At 71.4% G+C, this 19067-nt stretch carries 19 protein-coding genes and 1 tRNA gene; 4 read left to right on the plus strand and 16 right to left on the minus strand.

The window, feature by feature from the left end; translation table 11 throughout:
- Positions 1–126: 126 nt before the first annotated feature.
- Entirely contained in the window at positions 127–375 is a 249-nt protein-coding gene (locus tag AOM04_RS11765; protein ID WP_062464984.1) for a cell division protein CrgA, read from the minus strand.
- Positions 376–495: 120 nt separating this feature from the next.
- On the opposite strand from AOM04_RS11765, the gene AOM04_RS11770 reads away from it, so the two are divergent.
- The 3 genes from AOM04_RS11770 to AOM04_RS11775 are packed head-to-tail and all read left to right on the plus strand — an operon-like array spanning position 496 to position 2116.
- A complete protein-coding gene (locus tag AOM04_RS11770) occupies positions 496–1329 on the plus strand; it encodes a class E sortase (protein WP_062464985.1) in 834 nt (277 codons plus the stop codon).
- Entirely contained in the window at positions 1326–1493 is a 168-nt protein-coding gene (locus AOM04_RS14640) for a hypothetical protein (protein WP_156160719.1), read from the plus strand. Before AOM04_RS11770 ends, AOM04_RS14640 begins: the two co-directional genes overlap by 4 nt.
- Positions 1490–2116 carry an aminodeoxychorismate/anthranilate synthase component II gene (locus AOM04_RS11775; RefSeq protein WP_062464986.1) on the plus strand — a complete coding sequence of 209 codons (627 nt, stop codon included), beginning with the start codon at positions 1490–1492 and terminating at the stop codon, positions 2114–2116. The genes AOM04_RS14640 and AOM04_RS11775 overlap by 4 nt, the downstream gene beginning before the upstream one ends.
- A gap of 94 nt (positions 2117–2210) precedes the next feature.
- Here the strand turns inward: AOM04_RS11775 and AOM04_RS11780 are convergent, their stop codons facing one another.
- The 13 genes from AOM04_RS11780 to AOM04_RS11840 all read right to left on the minus strand — a co-directional run bounded on the left by AOM04_RS11780 (position 2211) and on the right by AOM04_RS11840 (position 15722).
- Positions 2211–3083, minus strand: a complete 873-nt coding sequence (locus tag AOM04_RS11780; RefSeq protein WP_062464987.1) for a prenyltransferase — start codon at positions 3081–3083, stop codon at positions 2211–2213.
- On the minus strand, positions 3080–3376 hold the full coding sequence (locus AOM04_RS11785) for a lycopene cyclase domain-containing protein (protein WP_062464988.1): 297 nt from the start codon (positions 3374–3376) through the stop codon (positions 3080–3082). The genes AOM04_RS11780 and AOM04_RS11785 overlap by 4 nt, the downstream gene beginning before the upstream one ends.
- Complete coding sequence (locus AOM04_RS11790) at positions 3373–3699, minus strand: lycopene cyclase domain-containing protein (RefSeq protein WP_062464989.1); 327 nt, start codon at positions 3697–3699, stop codon at positions 3373–3375. The genes AOM04_RS11785 and AOM04_RS11790 overlap by 4 nt, the downstream gene beginning before the upstream one ends.
- Positions 3696–5312, minus strand: a complete 1617-nt coding sequence (gene crtI / locus AOM04_RS11795) for a phytoene desaturase family protein (RefSeq protein ID WP_062464990.1) — start codon at positions 5310–5312, stop codon at positions 3696–3698. Before crtI ends, AOM04_RS11790 begins: the two co-directional genes overlap by 4 nt.
- Positions 5309–6202 carry a phytoene/squalene synthase family protein gene (locus AOM04_RS11800; RefSeq protein ID WP_062464991.1) on the minus strand — a complete coding sequence of 298 codons (894 nt, stop codon included), beginning with the start codon at positions 6200–6202 and terminating at the stop codon, positions 5309–5311. Before AOM04_RS11800 ends, crtI begins: the two co-directional genes overlap by 4 nt.
- The gene (locus AOM04_RS11805; RefSeq protein ID WP_062464992.1) at positions 6199–7281 is read right to left on the minus strand and encodes a polyprenyl synthetase family protein; all 1083 of its coding nucleotides are present in this window, start codon (positions 7279–7281) and stop codon (positions 6199–6201) included. Before AOM04_RS11805 ends, AOM04_RS11800 begins: the two co-directional genes overlap by 4 nt.
- A gap of 72 nt (positions 7282–7353) precedes the next feature.
- Positions 7354–9489 carry a Stk1 family PASTA domain-containing Ser/Thr kinase gene (pknB, locus tag AOM04_RS11810; protein ID WP_082104611.1) on the minus strand — a complete coding sequence of 712 codons (2136 nt, stop codon included), beginning with the start codon at positions 9487–9489 and terminating at the stop codon, positions 7354–7356.
- Between the two features lie 44 nt (positions 9490–9533).
- Positions 9534–10490 carry a serine/threonine-protein kinase gene (locus AOM04_RS11815; RefSeq protein ID WP_062464993.1) on the minus strand — a complete coding sequence of 319 codons (957 nt, stop codon included), beginning with the start codon at positions 10488–10490 and terminating at the stop codon, positions 9534–9536.
- Positions 10490–11953, minus strand: coding sequence for a peptidoglycan D,D-transpeptidase FtsI family protein (locus tag AOM04_RS11820; RefSeq protein ID WP_062464994.1), 1464 nt, complete (start codon positions 11951–11953; stop codon positions 10490–10492). The genes AOM04_RS11815 and AOM04_RS11820 overlap by 1 nt, the downstream gene beginning before the upstream one ends.
- The gene (locus tag AOM04_RS11825) at positions 11950–13293 is read right to left on the minus strand and encodes an FtsW/RodA/SpoVE family cell cycle protein (protein WP_062464995.1); all 1344 of its coding nucleotides are present in this window, start codon (positions 13291–13293) and stop codon (positions 11950–11952) included. Before AOM04_RS11825 ends, AOM04_RS11820 begins: the two co-directional genes overlap by 4 nt.
- Positions 13293–14492, minus strand: coding sequence for a PP2C family protein-serine/threonine phosphatase (locus AOM04_RS11830; RefSeq protein WP_062464996.1), 1200 nt, complete (start codon positions 14490–14492; stop codon positions 13293–13295). The genes AOM04_RS11825 and AOM04_RS11830 overlap by 1 nt, the downstream gene beginning before the upstream one ends.
- A complete protein-coding gene (locus AOM04_RS11835; RefSeq protein ID WP_062464997.1) occupies positions 14492–15013 on the minus strand; it encodes an FHA domain-containing protein FhaB/FipA in 522 nt (173 codons plus the stop codon). Before AOM04_RS11835 ends, AOM04_RS11830 begins: the two co-directional genes overlap by 1 nt.
- A gap of 1 nt (position 15014) precedes the next feature.
- A complete protein-coding gene (locus AOM04_RS11840) occupies positions 15015–15722 on the minus strand; it encodes an FHA domain-containing protein (RefSeq protein ID WP_062464998.1) in 708 nt (235 codons plus the stop codon).
- 48 nt (positions 15723–15770) lie between these two features.
- Here AOM04_RS11840 and AOM04_RS11845 point away from each other — a divergent pair.
- A tRNA-Leu gene (locus AOM04_RS11845) sits at positions 15771–15857 on the plus strand.
- A 248-nt stretch (positions 15858–16105) separates the two neighbouring features.
- Here the strand turns inward: AOM04_RS11845 and AOM04_RS11850 are convergent.
- Together AOM04_RS11850 and AOM04_RS11855 are read right to left on the minus strand one after the other, a co-directional pair.
- Entirely contained in the window at positions 16106–18118 is a 2013-nt protein-coding gene (locus AOM04_RS11850) for a hypothetical protein (RefSeq protein ID WP_062464999.1), read from the minus strand.
- The gene (locus AOM04_RS11855) at positions 18115–19011 is read right to left on the minus strand and encodes a site-specific integrase (protein ID WP_156160721.1); all 897 of its coding nucleotides are present in this window, start codon (positions 19009–19011) and stop codon (positions 18115–18117) included. The genes AOM04_RS11850 and AOM04_RS11855 overlap by 4 nt, the downstream gene beginning before the upstream one ends.
- Between the last annotated feature and the right edge of the window lie 56 nt (positions 19012–19067).

The raw sequence follows: 19067 nt of genomic DNA on the forward strand, positions 1-19067 counted from the left end.
CGTATCCACAGATGTGAATGACATCTGTGTAGTTATCCCCACGGTTCTTCACAGAAGGGGATAACTACACCCGTGTCGTTTCTCCACCGATGTGGACGAGATTGGGGATAACTACAGGGGTGTGATTCAGCGCCAGCGGGTGAGCAGCATCATGCTCGCGGCCATGAAGACGAAGCCGATGCCGAGGTTCCAGTCGCCGATGCCCGGGATCGGGTAGTTCGCCTTGGTGACGTAGTAGACGACGATCCACGCGGGGCCGAGGACGAGCAGCGTGAGCGCCGTCGGCAGCAGCCACTTCGGGTTCTCGGTCGGGGCCTTGCCCAGGTTCCGGGGCGCCTTGTAGACCTTCTGGTCGCGCTTCTTCGAGACTGCCACTGTCCACACTCCATGCTCAGGTGCCCGCGCGCCCGCGCGGGGGATGCGTCCCAGGGTACTTGGCGCATGCCCGCGACCGTGATACCCGCGCGTGCACGCCTCCCGTAGGCTGAACGCATCATGCCCGCTTCCGTGGACGTCCCCACCCAGCCCGACCGGTCCCGGCCGGGCGCACCCGAGCCGAGCCGCGCGCCCGCCCGCGCGGGGATCGGCACGCGGCTGGTGTCGCTCGTCGGCGAGCTGCTCATCCTCGCCGGTGCGCTGCTCGGCCTCTACGTCGTGTGGGAGCTGTTCTACACCGACGTGATCGCGGGCAAGGAGCAGGACCAGGTCCTCGAGAGCCTCGACTGGGCCTACGACGCGACCGCCCCGATCACCGCCGACGCGGCGCAGGACACCGGCCCCGCGACCATCCCGACCGAGGCGCGGATGTCGCCCGACACCGCGCCGGTGATGGACGAGCCGGCGTTCCTCACCACCTTCGCGACGCTGTACGTGCCGCGTTGGGGCACGGACTACGTCAAGCCGGTCTCCGAGGGCGTCGATCGTCAGCAGGTGCTCGACGTGCTGGGCATCGGCCACTACCCCGGCACCGGCATGCCCGGCGCGCTGGGCAACTTCGCGATCTCCGCGCACCGCACCACGTACGCCAAGCCCTTCAACCGCATCGCGGAGCTGCAGCAGGGCGACGCGCTCGTGGTCCAGACCAAGGACGCCTGGTACGTCTACCGCGTCACCGACCACCTCATCGTCGATCCGCACCAGGTCGAGGTCATCGCCCCGCAGCCCGGCGAGATCGGCGCCGAGCCCACGGGGCACTACATCACCCTCACCTCGTGCCACCCGATGTTCTCCGCCGCGCAGCGGTACATCGTGCACGGCGAGCTGGAGTACTGGGCGCCCACCGGCGACGGCGTGCCCCCCGAGATCCTCGAGGAGATCCCGCAGCCATGATCTTCCCGTTCGTGTGGCGTCTCATGCCCGGCCCCGTGTGGCTGCGCGTGCTGCTGCTGCTGATGCTGATCGCCGCCATCGTCGCGGTGCTGTTCCAGTGGGTCTTCCCCTGGGTCACCACCACCTTCAACATCCAGGACCAGAGCGTGGAGGCCGTGCCGTGACCCGCATCCTCGTCGTCGACAACTACGACTCCTTCGTCTACACGATCGTCGGCTACCTGCGTCAGATGGGCGCCGAGACGGTGGTCGTGAGGAACGATGCGGTGCCCGCCGCGGGGGACGTCACCGACTACGACGGCGTCCTCATCTCCCCCGGTCCCGGGACCCCCGCCGAGGCGGGCGCGTCGATGGACGTCATCCGCCGCTGCGCGGAGACCGGCACGCCGATGCTCGGCATCTGCCTCGGGCATCAGGCGCTCGCCGAGGTCTTCGGCGGCGTCGTGTCGCACGCGCCCGAGCTCATGCACGGCAAGACGTCGCAGGTGGACCACTCCGGCGCGTCCGTGCTGGCGGGCCTGCCGTCGCCGTTCACCGCGACGCGCTACCACTCGCTCGCGGTGGAGAACCCGACGGTGCCCGACGAGCTCGAGGTCACCGCGTCGACCGCGAACGGCATCATCATGGGCCTGCGCCACCGCGAGCTGCCCCTCCACGGCGTGCAGTTCCACCCCGAGTCCGTGCTGACGGAGGGCGGCCACCGGCTTCTCGCCAACTGGCTCGAGGTGTGCGGCATGCCGGACCCCGAGGGCCGGTCCGCAGGCCTGAGCCCCCTCGTGCGCCGCTAGCGATTCGCAATGACAGATGTGGACGGTGGGGCTGGTGGGACGCGCAGCGTCCCACCAGCCCCACCCGTCCCATCCGTCATTGGAAACCGCACCCTCACCAGCTTGCGATGACGAGGATCGTCACCGCGAAGCCCACGGGCTGGTTGAGCCACAGGAACGTGTGCCAGCCGCGGTTGGCCTCCTCGCACGTCTCGTCGGTGACGCCACGGAAGCGGGCGACCGACGCGACGTAGGCGAGCGGCAGCAGGGCGGCGAGCGTCGCCGGCCACGGCAGGGCGAGCAGCACCAGGGACGATGCGCCGTACAGGGCGAGCGACAGCCACACCGTCGCGCGCGCCCCGATCACCGTGGCGACCGACGCGATGCCGCCCTCGCGGTCCGCGCGCACGTCCTGGACCGCGCCGAACGCGTGGCTCGCCATGCCCCACAGGATGAACGCGACCCACACCGGCCACGCGCCGCGGTCCAGCAGCGACGCGCCGCCGAGGACCAGCGCGTAGAGCAGCGGTCCGCAGAAGTGCAGCGCGGACGTGAGGGAGTCGAGGAAGGGCCGCTCCTTGAAGCGCAGCCCCGGCGCCGAGTACGCGACCACCCCGAACAGCACGAGCCCGAGCGTGATCCCCGCCGCCGCCGTGCCCTGGAGCAGCAGCCATGCGAACGGCGGCAGCACGGTGATCGCGCACGCCCACAGGATCGTGCGGTGCACGCGCCGGGCGTGCGCGCGGTCGCGCACCACGTCACCCTCGATGCCGCCCTTGCGGGGGTTCGCGAGGTCGGACTCGTAGTCGAACACGTCGTTGATGCCGTACATCAGCAGGTTGTACGGGATCAGGAAGAACAGCGTGCCGACCACCAGCACCGCGTCGACCTCGTGCGTCACCAGCAGGTACGCCGCCGCGAACGGGAAGGCGGTGTTGATCCACGAGACGGGCCGCGACGCCCGCACCACCGAGGCGAGCAGGCTCATGGGTCCTCGCCGTCGCGCGCGAGCCGCGTCCACAGCGCGGGCACGAGCATCACGGCACCCAGCGTGTACGAGAAGTCCTCGAGCGGCGCGGATCCCACGCGGATCCCCGAGACGAGCGACTCGTCGTACGCGACGATCCCGAGCCCCACGATGACGTTGTCGAACACCGCGGTGAGCGCCACCAGTGTGAGGCCGGTGAGCAGCAGGGGACGATGCGGCAGGCGCCTCAGCGTCGGCACGGTCACCGCCGCGATGAGCGCGAGCACGGCGACGGACAGCAGCACGTAGGTCATGCGGCCGTCCTCGCACGGTGGCGCCGGTCGAGCCACCGCCACAGGAGCAGGGTCTGGTAGACGAGCAGGACGAGGAAGAACAGCTCCTCGAGCGGCACCTCGGGGGCCAGCAGCGCGCCGGTGAGGTAGGGCGCGCCGCCGATGAAGAAGATCCCGAGACCCACCCCGGCCAGGTCCCAGACCAGGAAGGACGCGACCGCGATCGCGACGGTGAGCAGCGCGGGGCGCGGCCGGTCGAACACCGCGATCCGGTAGCGGTGGTCCAGCAGGCCCAGGCCCGCGATGGAGACGAGCAGCGCCCCCAGATAGGCGAGGTGGGTCATGCGCCGGCCCGCCGGGCCAGGTCGCCCAGGATCCCGCGGTCGCGCGAGCGGTCGAGGAAGCCGCGCGGCGCGGGCGTGGGGAGCGGGCCCACGTCGACCGCGCCGAGCAGGCGCTTCGCGACGAGCTCAGCGGAGATGAGGCACAGCGGCACGCCGATCCCGGGCACGGTGGAGGCGCCGGCGTACAGCAGGTTGGGGATCCGCGAGGAGACGTTCGCGGGCCGGAACAGCGCGGACTGCGCGAGGGTGTGCTCGAGCCCGAGCGCGCCGCCCTCCCACGCGCTCATCTGCTCGGCGAAGTCCGCCGGCGTCGTGAGGCGCAGGACGGTGGAGCGCTCGGCGAGGTCGGGCACGCCCGCCCACGCGCCCACCTGCGCGAGGTACCGCCGCGCGAGGGGCAGCAGCTCCGCGCGTGAGCCCGGCGTCGCGCCGAGCGTCGGGTCCGAGGGGAACGGCACAAGCACGAACAGCGAGTCCTTGCCCGCGGGCGACACCGACGGGTCGGTCGCGCCCACGCGCGACACGTACAACGACGACGGCACCGGAGGGAGCCGACGGTCGACGAGCGCCGCGAAGTTCGCGTCCCAGTCCCGCGTGAACAGGAGGGTGTGGTGCGCGAGCTCGGGCACCTTCCCGTCCACCTCGGCGAAGATCAGCAGCGCGCTGACGCCGGGCGAGCGACGCCGCCATGCCCTCGCCGGATGCGCGCGCCGCCCCTCCGGAACCAGGTCGGTCTCGATGTGGTGGAGGTCCGCGGCGCCCACCACCGCATCGGCCCGCACCACCTCCCCGTCCTCGAGCTCGACGCCGGTGGCGAGCCCCGCATCGTCCACCAGGACCCGGGCGACGGGCGCGGAGGTGCGCAGCTCGGCGCCCTCCTCGCGCGCGGCGCGCGCGATCGCCTCGATGACGGCGTACATGCCGCCGCGCGGATAGCGGACGCCGTCGGTGAGGTCGAGATGGCTCATGAGGGAGAACAGGCCCGGCGCGCGGTCGGGTGACGAGCCGAGGAACACCGCGTGGAAGCCCAGGATCTGACGAAGGCGCGGGTCGCGCACGCGGGAGCCGATGCGCGCGCCCAGCGAGCGCGCGAGCAGGCCGGTGAGCAGCGGCAGGCGGCGCAGCACGTCGGCGTTGATGGTCGCCTGGGGGCGCGCGTAGGTCGTGTAGAGGAAGCGGTCGAGCGCGAAGCGGTACAGCGTGCCGGCCTCCTCGGCGTAGGCGCGCATGGCCTCCCCCTCGCCGGGGCTGAGCGCGTCGAAGCGCCGCCAGTTCTCCTCGGCGTCCGCGCTGACGTCGAGCGCGTCCGCGGGCCCCCAGGGGTCGTCGCCCTCGAAGAGCACCCGGTAGCGAGGGTCCAGGTCGACGAGGTCCAGCTCGGCCTCCACGTCGCGGCCCATGAGCGCGAACCACTGCGTGAACGCCTCGCGCATGAGGTACCAGGACGGACCCGAGTCGAAGGTGTGGCCCGCGACCTCGACGCGGCCCATGCGGCCGCCGAGCGAGCCGTGCCGCTCGAGCAGCACCACCTCGGCGCCGCCGCGCGCGAGCAGCCCGGCCGTCGCGAGCCCCGCGACGCCGCCGCCGACGACGACGATGCGCGGCCCGGTCATGACGGCGCCCCCGGCCGGGCGCCCGCGAGATTGCGCGCCGCGAGCACGGCCTTGACGCGGTTGGGCACCCGCACGCGTCGCGAGACGAGCTCGCGCGCCGGCGTCCGCGCGATCTGGTCGAGCAGCCGCGTGTAGATGTCGATCGTGGTGCCGACCGCGGCGCGCGCGCGGCGCGGCAGCTCGGGAAGGGTCCGCTCGGCCGCGGCGAGGTCCGCCCGGCAGTCCGCGACCAGGGAGGCGAGCCGCGCATCGTCCAGCGTGGCGGCGGTGACGCCGGGGAAGTAGGAGCGGCCGAGCGTCGCGTCGTCGGCCTGGAGATCCCGCAGGAAGTTGACCTTCTGATAGGCCGCGCCGAGCCGGCGTGCGCCGGCGCGCAGGTCGGGGTCGAGCGGGCGCGGGCCCGAGCGGGTGTTCACGAACACCGCGAGGCACATCTCCCCCACCACCTCGGCCGAGCCGAGGATGTACAGCGCGAGCGACTCCTCCGTGTGAGCGGTCCGCGTGAGGTCCATACGCATCGAGGCGAAGAACGGCTCGGTCTGCTCGCGCGTGATGCCGACCGCGCGGGACGTCAGCGCGAACGCGTGCGCCACCAGGTCCGTGGAGAAGCCGCGGTCCATGGCGGCGTGGACCTCGTCCGCGAAGCCGTCGAGCAGGTCGCCGGCGTCGGGCCCGCGGTACGTGTCCACGATCTCGTCGGCGACGCGGACCATGGCATAGACGGCGCGGATGTGGGCGCGCTCCGCCGACGGCAGCAGCCGGGTTCCCAGGCCGAACGAGGTCGAGTAGCGGGCGATCACCTGCGCCGCTGCATCGCGCGCGGCGGTGTCGTACAGTGCGAGGGAGGTATCCGCGTCGTCGTGATGGTGGCGGCGGGAGCGGCGGCTCATGCGACGCGCTCGCCGAGGCCGTCGATGAGGTCGACCAGGTAGTCCGACAGGGGCGCGGGGATCCGCTCGGACGCGATGCGACGCGCCTCGCGGGCGTGCCGGGCCGCGACTCGCAGCGCCTTGGTGCGCGCCCCCGACCCCTCGAGCACGGCGCGCACGCGGGCGGCGCCGTCCTCGTCGAGCGTCGGGTCGCCGACGAGCGCGTCGAGCACGCGCCGTCCTTCCTCGTCGGCGAGCACGTGGCCCAGCCGGAGCAGCTCCGTGCGCTTGCCCGCGCGCAGGTCCGACAGCACCGACTTGCCGGTGAGGCCGGGGTCGCCGAACACGCCGAGGTCGTCGTCCACCAGCTGGAAGCTCAGTCCCAGCGAGCCGCCCAGGCGCTCGAGGTGTCCGATCATCGTGGGATCGCCGCCCGCCAGCTGCGCGCCCGCGAGCAGCGGCACGATCGCGGAATAGGTCGCGGTCTTGAGCTGGGCCACGACGAGCGAGTCGGCGTCCTCGGGGGCCGTCATGTCGCCGTACATGTCGAGCAGCTCGCCCGCGATGGTCGCGCGGATCGCGCGTGTGACGAGGTCCAGGCACGCGAGGCGGTGATGCGCGGGCAGGTCGGCCCGCGAGATGAGGTCGTAGGCGGAGGACAGCGCGAGGTCGCCGCCGAGCACCGCGGCGGTGGTGACATGCGCCTCGACGCGCGCGGGCGGCAGGCGCGACCCGTCGAGCGCGGCGCGACGCATCCCGGCGACGTTGGGGCGGCCGCGCCGCACCTCGTCGCCGTCGAGCAGGTCGTCGTGGATGAGCATCGCGGAGTGCAGCATCTCGATCGCCGCGGCGACCGGGACGATCGCGTCGATGTCCGCGCCGCCGAGGCCCGCGTACGCGGCGAGGGTGAGGGCCGGGCGGATGCGCTTGCCGCCCACGTGCTGGGTGCCGACCGCGGCCCACAGGTCGCGGTAGTCCGCGCCCGCCGCGGGGATCTCGTGGGACGCCTTCGTGACATGGGCGTCGAGCGCGCGCTCCACTCCCTCGAGCCCGTGCGCGACGTATCGGCGCACCCCGTCGACGGTGGCGAGCGGCGTCATCATGCCAGCATAGACAGCGAGGCCTCCCGGGGTATTCCCCCTGGGAGGCCTCGCGTCATCCGGCGCCGTTTGTCAGCGGCACTGGACCTGGTCGATGGTGGGCACCTCGGCGTCCGGGTTGTTCGGGTCCGCGGTGTAGTTCGGGTCGGGGATGGTGACCGTGGTGACGGGGCAGCCGACCACGACGCTCACCACCGTGCTCGGCGCGACCTGCGTGCCGCCGTTGGGGTTGGTCGACTTGACGATGCCGTCGAAGTTGGGGTCGGGGTTGGTGTCGACGGTGACGTCGCCCACCTCGAGGCCCGCTCCGGTGATGTCCGACTTCGCGGCCGCCTCGGACTTGCCGACCACGTCGGGTACGGCGACCGTGGACGGCGCCTCGGCCACGACGAGGCTGACCGTGCTGCCGCGCGCGATGCGGCCCGAGGCGGGGTCCTGGGACAGGACGGTGCCGGGGTCGGCGTCCGTGGTCTCCTGATAGGTCTCCGACGGCACGAGCGAGAGGTCGCCCAGCTGCTTGCGCGCCTTGTCGATGGTGAGGCCGGTGAGGTCCGGCAGCTCGACCTGGCCCGTGGACAGGTACAGCGTCACGGCGGAGTCGTTCGCGACCTCCGCGCCGGCCTTGGGGTCGGTCTTCGCGGCGCGGCCCTCGTCCAGGCCCGGGTCGTCGACGGTGTCCGTGGAGACCACCCGCAGGCCGGCGCTCTCGAGCGTGGAGCGCGCCTGCTCCTCGGTGTAGCCGCGCACGTCGGGCACCTTGACCACGTCCGGCCCGGAGGACAGGTAGACGGTCACCGTCGAGCCCTCGTCGACGTTGCGGCCGGCCTCGGGGTCGGTGCGGGTGACGCGGTCCTTGTCGACGGTGTCGGACGGCTCGGTCTCGAAGGTGCCGGTCAGGCCCAGCCGGTCCAGCTCGGCCTGCGCCTCCTTCTTGGTGAGGCCCTGGAGGTCGGTGATCGCGACGCGCGGGCTCGCGCTGGGGCTGGGCTCGGTGGGGGAGCCCTCACGCGTGAGCATGAGCAACGCGGCGACGAAGAGCGCGACGGCGATGAGCGCGCCGCCCAGCATCGACCACTGGATGATGCGCTTGCGGCGCAGCGCGGCCGGGTCGTCCTCGTCGAGCGTGTCGACGGCGCCCGTCTCGGGGCCGTCGGCGGCCGCCGCGGCGGCGCCGGTCGCGCCCCACGCGCCCGCGGGCATCACCGCGGTCTGGCCCGCGGCGGTCTGCTCGGGCATCACCTCGGTGGCGTTCGGGTCGTGGTCGGCCATCGCGGCCGCGGCGACCCCGGCCGCCCCCGCGCCGAGCGCGGCCGAGCCCAGCGCGAGCGCGCCCGTGGACGGCGAGACGCCCTCGCCCGCCATGACGGAGCGCAGGTCGGCGAGGAACTCCTGGGCGCTCGAGTAGCGCTCGTCGCGGTTCTTCGACAGGGCGCGCAGGACCACCTGGTCCAGCTCGGCCGGGACGTCGGATGCGAACTGCGACGGGCGCGGCGCGGGCTCGCGCACGTGCTGGTACGCGACGGAGACGGGCGAGTCGCCGACGAACGGCGGGCGTCCCGTGAGCAGCTCGAACAGCACGCAGCCGGTCGAGTAGAGGTCGGAGCGAGCGTCGACGTTCTCGCCGCGGGCCTGCTCGGGCGACAGGTACTGGGCGGTGCCCACGACGGCCTGCGTCTGCGTCATGGTCTGGCCCGCATCGGCCAGCGCGCGCGCGATGCCGAAGTCCATGACCTTCACCGCGCCGGTGGGCGTGAGCATGATGTTGGCGGGCTTGATGTCGCGGTGGACCAGGCCCGCGTGGTGCGAGTAGTCGAGCGCGGCGAGCACGCCGGCGGTGATCTCGACGGCCTCGTCGATCGGGGCGGCCGCGTCCCCGCGGAGGATCTCGCGGACAGTGTGGCCCTCGACGTACTCCATGACGATGAACGGCACGGCCTGCGGGTTGCCGTCGGCGTTGACGATGGCGTCCTCGCCCGTGTCGTACACGGCCACGATGCTGGGGTGGTTGAGGCCGGCGGCGGCCTGGGCCTCGCGACGGAAGCGGGTCTGGAAGGACGGGTCGCGCGCGAGGTCCGCGCGCAGGATCTTGATCGCGACGGTGCGGCCGAGGCGCGTGTCGTAGCCGACGTGCACCTCCGCCATGCCGCCGCGGCCGATGAGGTCGCCGACCTCGTAGCGGCCGGCGAGAATCTTCGGCTCTTCGTTCATTGATTGTCCTTCGTGGTCCGTCATGCTGGGGGCCATTGTCGCATCTAGCGTGCGCCCGGCCTGCGACGCTCGACGTCGGGTCGGGGCCGGTACTCGCGGGGGGCGATGCTCGGCGGCATGGCGCGTCGGGGGGGTGCGGCGGGCAGCCCGGCGTCCACCGGGATGCGCGGCTGCTCGCCCGAGTCGACGAGCTCGAGGTCGGCCAGGATGCGGTCGAGCTCGAGCGCCGACAGGGGCCGGCGGCGGGGGTTCTTGTCGAGCAGCCGGAAGATCAGCGCGGCGAGCTCGGGGGACACGCCCGCCGGCAGCGGCGGCACCGGGTCGTTGACCTGGGCGATGGCGATGTCGACCGCGCTGGCGGCCGTGAACGGGCGCTTGCCCGCCACGGCCTCGAACGCGATGATCCCCAGCGCGTAGAGGTCGGAGGCGGGGGTGGCGGGCTTGCCCAGGGCGAGCTCGGGCGCGAGGTACTGGGCGGTGCCCATCACCATGCCGGTCGCCGTGAGGGTCGTCTGGTCGGTGCCGCGGCTCACGCCGAAGTCGGTGATCTTCACGCGGTCGCCCTCCTGCACGAGGAGGTTGCCGGGCTTGATGTCGCGGTGCATGACGCCGGCCTCGTGCGCGGCGGCGAGCCCGCGGCACGTGTGGCGCAGGATGGTCACGAGCCGCGTCTCGTCGAGGGTCCGCTCGCGCTCGAGGATGGTCGACAGCGGCTCGCCCTCGACCAGCTCCATCACGATGTAGGGCGTGCCGTCGTGGTCGCCGAAGTCGAAGACCTGCGCGATGTTGGAGTGCAGCAGGCCGGCGGCGTTGCGGGCCTCGTTCCGGAAGCGCTTGAGGAACGTCTCGTTCTCGGCGGCGCCGTCCTTGAGGACCTTGATCGCGATCTCGCGGTCGAGGTCGACGTCGGTGCCGCGCCACACCTCTCCCATGCCGCCCACGGCGAGCAGCGAGCGCAGCACGTAGCGCCCTCCGAGCGTGGTGCCCGCGTGGATCGCCATCACTTGCCTCCCTCGGCCGCGATCGCGGCCTCCATCACGGCCCGCGCGATGGGCGCCGCGACCTTGCCGCCGGTCGCCTCTCCCTCGGTCGAGCCGCCGTTCTCGACCAGCACCGCGACCGCGACCACCGGGTTGTCGGCGGGCGCGAAGCCCACGAACCAGGTGTGCGGGCGCTCGCCGGTGCCCGTCTCGGCGGTGCCGGTCTTGCCCGCCACCTTCACGCCGGGGATCTGGGCGAGCGTGCCCGTGCCGTCCTCGACGACGCCGACCATCATGTCGGTGAGCTCGTTCGCGTCGGCCCGCGTCATGGGGTGCGACATCGTCTTCGGCTCGGACTGCTCGACCACCCGCAGGTTCGCGTCGCGGACGTTGTCGACCAGATAGGGCGTCATGAGCTCGCCGTCGTTCGCGATGCCGGCCGCGACCATCGCCATCTGGAGCGGGGTGGCGCGGTCGTCGTACTGGCCGATCGACGCCATGGCGGTCTGCGCATCGTCCGGGTTCACCGGCAGGCGCGACGGGGTGACGGCGAGGGGGATCGACAGCTGGGAGCCCCAGCCGAACTCCTCGGCCTTGCGCTCGATGACGCCCCAGCCGAGCTTCATGCCGAGGTTCGCGAACGAGGTGTTGCAGCTCATCGCGAGCGAGTCGGCGAGCGTCTGGCGCTCGTTGGCGGAGCACGACTCGCCGCCGTAGTTGCTGAGCGTCTTGGTGCTGTCGGGCAGCTCGAGCTGGTCGGGGGCGTAGAGCTCGGAGTCGGCGCTGTACCCCGCCTCGAGCGCCGCGGCCGACACGATGAGCTTGAAGGTCGAGCCGGGCGCGTACGTGTCTCCGGCGATCGCGCGGTTGACCAGCGGTCCGTTGGTCTGGGCGAGAAGGTCCTGGTAGTTGGCGTTGACCTGGGAGGAGTCGTGCCCCGCGAGCGACGCCGGGTCGTAGGTCGGGCTCGTCACCATGGCGAGCACGGCGCCCGAGCGCGGGTCGAGCGCGACGACGGCGCCCGCGGAGTCGCCCAGCGCATCGGCCGCAGCCTTCTGGACCTGCGACCGCAGCGTGAGCTCGACGCTGGCGCCGCGCTGCGTCTCTCCCGACACGAGCGTGCTGAGGCGGGTCCAGAAGAGCTTGTCCGCGGTCCCGGACAGCAGGTCGTTCTCCGTCTGCTCGATGCCGGTGCGGCCGAACACGATCGAGTAGTAGCCGGTGACGCCCGCGTAGAGCGGGCCGTCGGCGTAGGTGCGCTGGTAGTTGAACGGGTCGTCGACCGGCTTGGACCACACGATGGACTCGCCGTCGACCACGATGGGACCGCGGAAGGTGCCGTACTCGCGGTAGAGCGTGCGGACGTTGCGCGCGTCCGCGTTGAGGGAGCCCGCGGCGGCGACCTGGATGTACGACGCCGCGATCATGAGCGTGAGGAACAGCGCGAGGATCACGACGGACAGGCGGCGGATGGGCTCGTTCACGCGGCCACCTCGTCGGGCCGGCGGGCCTGGTCGGAGATGCGCAGCAGCAGGCCCACCACGATCCAGTTGGCGAGCATGGACGAGCCTCCGTAGGCGAGGAACGGGGTCGTGAGGCCCGTGAGGGGGATGACGCGCGTCACGCCGCCGACCACGATGAACGTCTGCAGCGCCATCGCGAACCCGAGGCCGGTCGCGAGCAGCTTGCCGAACCCGTGGCGCACGCCGATCGCGGTGCGCATCGCGCGCTGGACGATGATGACGTACAGCGTGAGGATCGCCATGAGTCCCGTGAGGCCCAGCTCCTCGCCCAGCGACGCGAAGATGAAGTCCGACTCGGCGTAGGGGACCAGGTCGGGGCGTCCCTCGCCCAGGCCCGTGCCGAACAGCCCGCCGGAGGCCATGCCGAACAGCCCGCGCACCAGCTGCTCGCTCGCGCCCGAGCTGTAGACGCTCGCGTCGAGCGCGTGCAGCCACGCGGTGTAACGCGACCCGACGTGGCTGAACAGCGCGCCCGCGGCGACGGCGCCCACGGCGAACATGCCCATGCCGACGATCACCCAGCTGATGCGCTCGGTGGCGACGTAGAGCATGGACAGGAAGATCCCGAACAGCAGGAGCGACGTGCCGAGGTCGCGCTCGTAGATCTGGACGAGCATCGCCGCGGCCCACACGAGCGCGAGCGGACCCATGTCGCGCGGCCGCGGGAAGCGCATGCCGAGGACCTTGGGACCCGCGAGGGCGAGCGTGTCGCGGTTGGACACGAGGTACCCGGCGAAGAAGATGACGAACGCGATCTTGGCGAACTCGCCGGGCTGCAGCGAGCGGCCGAAGACGCTGATCCAGATGCGCGCGCCGTTGATCTGCAGTCCCAGGCCGGGCACGAGCGGCAGCAGCAGGCCGATGAGGCCCAGCACGCCCGCGGTGTAGGTGAAGCGGCGCAGCACGCGGTAGTCGCGCACGATGACGAGCACCGCGATCGCGAGGCCGATGCCGATGAGCGTCCACATGGTCTGGATCTGGCCGAAGTCGGTCTCGCGTCCGCGCGCGGCGTACGCGAAGTCGATGCGGCGGATCATCGCGAGGCCGATGCCGTTGAGGCCGAGCACGGCCGGCACCAGGACCGGGTCGGCGTAGGGCGCCCAGCGGCGGATCGCGAGGTGGATGCCCAGCGCGACGGCGGTGCAGGCGCCCGCGTAGATGAGCATCTGGTCGATCTCGAGGTAGGCCGCGTGATAGTCGACCAGGCCGCGCGCGAGCACGGCGATGGCGACGGCGAGACCCAGGAGGCCGAGCTCTCCGCGCCGCCCCGTCCGGACCTTGACGTCGGTGACGGTCGCCACTAGCCGCCCGCCTCCAGCGACGCGACGACGCCCGCCGCCTGGTCGAGGCCGCGGACGCGGATCGAGTCGAGCACCCGCTCGCGCTGGTAGGGAGCGAGCTCGTCGACGGTGATCGCGGTCTGCTCGACCACGTGCGACAGCGTGAGGTTCCCGACGGACTCGGGGACGCCGCGGAAGATCGACACGAAGCCGGCGTCCTCGCCCACGTAGTACTGCTGCTGGGACCACCAGTAGCCGGCCCAGCCCGCGCCGAGCAGGATGAGCAGCACGACGAGCGGCAGGATCCACGGGCGCATCCGCTGCCAGCGGTCGCGGGTCGGCTCGTCCTCATCGTCGGGCTCCTCCTGCACGGACAGGCGCGCGGCCTTGCCGGCCGGCGAGTCGCCGCCGGCGGAGGGCTTGCGGCGGTCGCGGGCGGCGGAGCCCACCACCTGGGAGGACGATGCGGGGCCCACCCCGTCGGGGGAGGCGTCGATGTCGACGATGTCCCCGATGACGCAGGTGACGTTGTCGGGGGCGCCGGCGGCGAGCGCGAGGCCGACGAGCGCATCGGCGCAGTCGCCCGGGTCCTCGACCTCGAGGAGGGTGGCGCGGAGGGTGTCCTTGCTCACCACGCCGGACAGGCCGTCGGAGCACAGCAGCCAGCGGTCGCCCGGGTGGGTCTCGCGGACGGAGATGTCGACGGGGACGTCGGCGTCGATGTCGCCGAGCACGCGCAGCAGCATCGACCGCTTGGGGTGGTGCTCGGCGTCCGCGACGGACAGGCGGCCCGTGTCGACGAGGTGCTGGACGAAGCTGTGGTCGGTGGTGATCTGGTCGAGCTCGCCGTCGCGCAGCAGGTAGGCGCGCGAGTCGCCGATGTGCGCCATCGACAGCGTCGAGCCCGACCGCAGCAGCGCCGTCACGGTGGTGCCGAGGCCCGAGAGCTCCGGATCGTTGCGGGCGCGCTCGACGATCTGGGCGTGCGCGTCGGAGATCGCGGACTTGAGCTCGTCGAGGGCGTCGTCGGGGCCATGCGCCTCGCCCTCGAGGGCGGCCAGGCGCGCGATCGCGATCGAGGAGGCGATGTCGCCTCCCGCGGCGCCGCCCATGCCGTCGGCGACGGCGAGCAGGTGGGGGCCGGCGAACGCGGAGTCCTGGTTGTTGGCGCGGACCAGGCCGACGTCGGAGCGGGCCGCGAAGTGGATCCCCAGATACATCAGCGGCGCAGCTCCAAGGAGGTGGCGCCGAGCCGGACGACCTCGCCCTCGCGCAGCGGCACCGGGTCGGTGACCTTCTGGTTGCCCAGGTAGGTGCCGTTCGTCGATCCGAGGTCCTCCACCATCCAGCGGTCTCCTTCGGGGTAGATGCGACAGTGCCTGGCGGAACAGTAGTCGTCGTCGATGACGAGGGTGCACGTGCTCGCGCGGCCCACGAGGACCGGCGCGGTCCCCAGCGGGATCGTCGTGCCCTTGAGCGGCCCGCCGGTCACCGCGAGGTGGCCGGCCGAGGGGTCCTTGGTCGAGATGGCCCCGGCGCGGACGCCCGTCGCCGCCCGGCTGGGCGATGCGGTCTTCTCGGCGCGCGCATCGTCCCGCTTGCGCGACTCGCGCCCGCGCCCGCGCGCCGTCACGCGCGTGCCGTAGAGGTCGGCGCGGAGCACCGCGATGGCGGAGAGCACGAGCGCCCATAGGAGCACCAGGAAGCCCATGCGCAGCAGGGTGATGGAGAGCTGGCTCACGTCAGAGGTCCTCGTCCCCGGCCACGGCATCCCAGTACATGATGGTGGTCCGTCCGATCGTGATCGCGTTGCCGTCGAGCAGGGTGGCCTCGGAGACCCGCTGGTCCTCGATGAAGGTGCCGTTGGTCGATCCGAGGTCCGTGAGGATCGTGCCGTGGTCGGTCACCTCGAGGCGGACGTGGCGGCGGCTCACGCCCGAGTCGTCCACCACGATGTCCGACTCGGAGCCGCGGCCCAGCGTGGTCGCCTCGCCCGTGAGGTAGTACCGGGTGCCGTCGATGTCGATGAGCGGGTAGCGCGAGCCCTGGTTGCTGTTGGTCACGGGGGCCACCGGGCCGCGCGTGGTGCGGGAGACCACGGCGTAGCGGCCGGTCGCGAGGGTCTCGTCCGTGTCGAACGCGACGTCGACGGTGCCGACGAAGGAGTAGCGCTGGCGCTCCGCGTGCGTGCGCAGGGAGTCGACCAGCTCGTGGCGCAGCGCGTCGGCGCCCCACTGGTCCACCGTCGCCATGTCGGCCGGCGACAGCGCGATCGCGTACTCGTTGGGAGCGACCGTCCGGCCGCGGTCGACCACCGCGGCGCGGGCGTCGCACTCGCGCTTCACGGCGGCCGCGAGCTCCACGGGCTTGACGCCCGACTTGAAGGTGCGCGCGAACGCGTTCTGCATCACGTTCTCGACGCCGCGCTCGAAGCGGTCCAGCACACCCATGCCCGCCATCGTATAGGGCTCCGGAATCGTGCTAGAGTAGCCCGGCGCGCGCGAGTGGCGGAATAGGCAGACGCGCACGGTTCAGGTCCGTGTGCCCGAAAGGGCGTGGGGGTTCAACTCCCCCCTCGCGCACCACAGAGGGTTGTTCGGTCAACGAACGCCCGGGATTGGGTTAATCCGCTCAGCGGAGGCCCGGGAGGTCACTCCTGGGGCCCAAGACGGCGAAAAGGCCGCCCGAGACAACAGTCTCGGGCGGCCTTCTTGCTTTGTGTGCCTATGTATAGGTGTTGGAGGGCCGTTCTGGCCGGCTCTGGGCATGCTTGCGCCTCCGGACCTTGTTGGGCCGGAGGCGGATCAAGCTGTTCGGTTCCGAGGCGGCCGCTCTACGCGGCGAGCCGGTCGGGCGGGGGCAGGTCCTCGTGCTCGACGTCGATGGCCTGGGCGTGCGGCCCATGAGGGTTCGCGCCGTCGCCGTCGATCGGCAGGGGCGGGAGGCTGGCCGCGTAGGCGTACATGAACCTGCGAATGGTGCGGACGTTGCAGGCGTACACCATGAGGGAGACGATGACCGCCTGCTTGGCGAAGCCGCGCACGGGCCGGCGACCACCGTCCTCGAGCTCCTCGTGGTCCTTCTCCTTGAGGGCCGCATTGAAGCTCTCGACGAGGTTGCGCTCGCCCATCATGAAGAACCAGTCGGGCGAGCGGTATGGGATGTCGAGCGCGTACTTTGCGGTGTTCGTGTCGAGTGTGATCGCAAGGTCCTGCTGGTGCGTGGTGCAGATCTCTCCCGGGTTCGCGGGAGGGTTCTGAACGAGCGTGCGCTCCTTGTCCATGCGCATCTGGCGGAGGGGGCAGTTGAGCATGCCGCCCGCGGTGGTTGCCGGGCATGCGACGCGTGCGCGGCCATCCTTGTTCCAACGCTCGGTGCTCGTGACCTTGTAGGCCTCGCGCTCCTTCAGCCGCTGGTCGCGAGTCGGCTCATCGATCTTGCCGCGCTTGAGCAGCGCTTCGGCTTCGATGAACGGCTGGGGAGTCGCGGGGCAGAGGACGTCGCCGTCGACCATGATCGCCCCGCGCAGCGGATCAGACTTGCCCTGCTGGCTGGCGACGGTGCCGCGGCGACCTGTGCCCTTGCCCTTGCCGCCCTGCTTCCTTTGCGATTCGGGCAGCATCCTTCCGTTCTGGTCCTTGCGGAACTCCATTACCTGGCGCCATCCAAGAGAACGTGCTGGTATTTGCAGTGTTTCGGCTTTGGCGTTGGGGAGGATCGCACGGTCGGCGACGACGAAGCCGGGATCGATGTCCAGCTCATCGGTGACCTGGGTGGCGGACAGCAGCGCAGTCATGGCGTTCTTGCCGATGTTGGCGGACGCGGGGCCGAACGCCATGCCGAGCGCGAAGCGCGGCACGGGCCCGTTGGGCTTCATCTTTCCCTTGACCTTCTTCGGCGGGTTGGCGCAGGTCACTGCCAGGGTGAGCTCGTAGGCCCAGATCTTCTCGTCGGGCTTGACGTTCTTCAGCGGTGTGATGCTGTCGTCCTCGAAGCCGTTGTGATCGCCGTCGCGGTAGTACCAACCGGCCATCGCTTCGGGGTGGTGAAGCCAGTCCGGGTGCTCCTTGCGCAGCTTGACGGGCACGCCGCCACGCCTCTTGGGTGCGTGGACCGGCACCTTGGTGCCGTCGATAGCGACGGAGCCCCGCCAGAACTGCATGAACCGCCTGCGGTCAGACCGCGAAAGGCGATGCATCGCCGCACGCACAATCCCGTTCGTGATGGTCTCGAGGCGCTCCATCTTGAGCTCGATGTCTGCAGGGTCGAGTGCGGCGAGGTCCCGCTCGACTTCCCAGATGGGGCGTGCCCGGAGGGTCGCGACGCCCGGATAGGGCTCGAACAGATCGGTCATCCGTTCGAAGGCGCTGTGGACTCGGTCGTAGAGCCGTTCGGGGCTGACCGCGAACGATGCGGTCTCCCGGTCCTCGGGGTCCAGGTCCCACATGGTCGTTCCGCGGGGATCGTTCTTCAGCTTGTAGACGTCGGCCCGGATGCCCAGCCACTTCGCGTCTTCCTCCGACAGGCGGAAGCGCATCGTCTTCGCGACGTTCGACAGGTGGGGTGCCTCGCCGAGCTCGATGAGCGCCGCGAACACCGTGAGGAAGGCCTCGAAGTTGACCGTCTCGGGCCGGCCCGCGATCGGGATCATCGTCGCGTGGCCGCACCGATACGTGTTGAGGTTCTCGAACACCCACTCGCGGTGCAAGGCACGGTTGATGTCCTCGAGCTGCTTGGGCGCAAGGGGCCCCCGCCCGTTCGGCGTTGCCGCGAGGTGCTTGCTGGACTTGCGTCCGTAGAGGTTGCCGCTCTTGCGGGGACCCTGGCGGTACCGACCCCGGCTCACAGGTCCCTCAGCTGTGCGAAGTACTCGGCCTCGGCGCGGTCGGGCACGAACTGGAGAAGGCGGGCGATGGCGGAGAAGTCCGTGATGCCCCAGGCTTCCATCAGCCCCTTGATGAACACGGGGCCGCTCAACTGACGGACCAGCCACGTGTTACGGGCACGCTGCGTGCTGACCACCGTGCGGCCCGGGGTGCAGTGAGCGAGGAAGTTCGACGCGGTGTTCTCCGGAGACCTCGTGCGCCCCGGCTTGAAAACATAGGCATCGGCAGCAAGGTCGACGACTGCAGCGATGAAGATGTGCTCGACGTACGGCGCCACCGCGACGCGGCGCGGGCGATGGCCTCTGACCTGCAACACGACACCATCGGCGTCGATGGCACAGTCGCTTGCCCGAAGGTCGCAGACCTCGCGACCCGTGAGACCGGCCCCAAGCGTGGCCGCGAGCAGAACGCGCGCATCACGCTGCCTTGCCGGTCCACCCTGCGCATCTGCCCAGATCCACAGGTTCTGCTCCTCGGCTGCCGAGTAGGGCGGCACGCCGCCGGACGGGGGCCGCGGAGGCCGGCTAGGCTGCACGATCGACGGGTTGAGGATTGTGAGCATGCCCGTCAGGCGGGTGCCGTAGTTGCCGATGGTCGACGGCTCCAGCCCCTCGTGGGGCAGACCGCAGAAGCCGGCGATACGCGCGGGAGTGAAGATCTCCTCCCGAACGAGCGGGACTGCGTGCACCCGGTGGCACCAGTCCACAAACATCGTCGTCGGGTTGAGGAGCTGTGCCGCGGTGTAGACGGTGCGGGGCGCGCAGTCGCGCACCGCTTGCCTCACGAACGGAGCAATAGCCGCCCAGTGCTCGGGATCGAGCTGGGGCCGGTACGAGTCGATCCTGTCGCTCACGTCACGCGGGTCATAGGAGTCACCCGGGCGGAGGTACACGCCAACACCCGAGGTCT

This window comes from Demequina soli (assembly GCF_000971195.1).
Lineage (GTDB): Bacteria > Actinomycetota > Actinomycetes > Actinomycetales > Demequinaceae > Demequina > Demequina soli.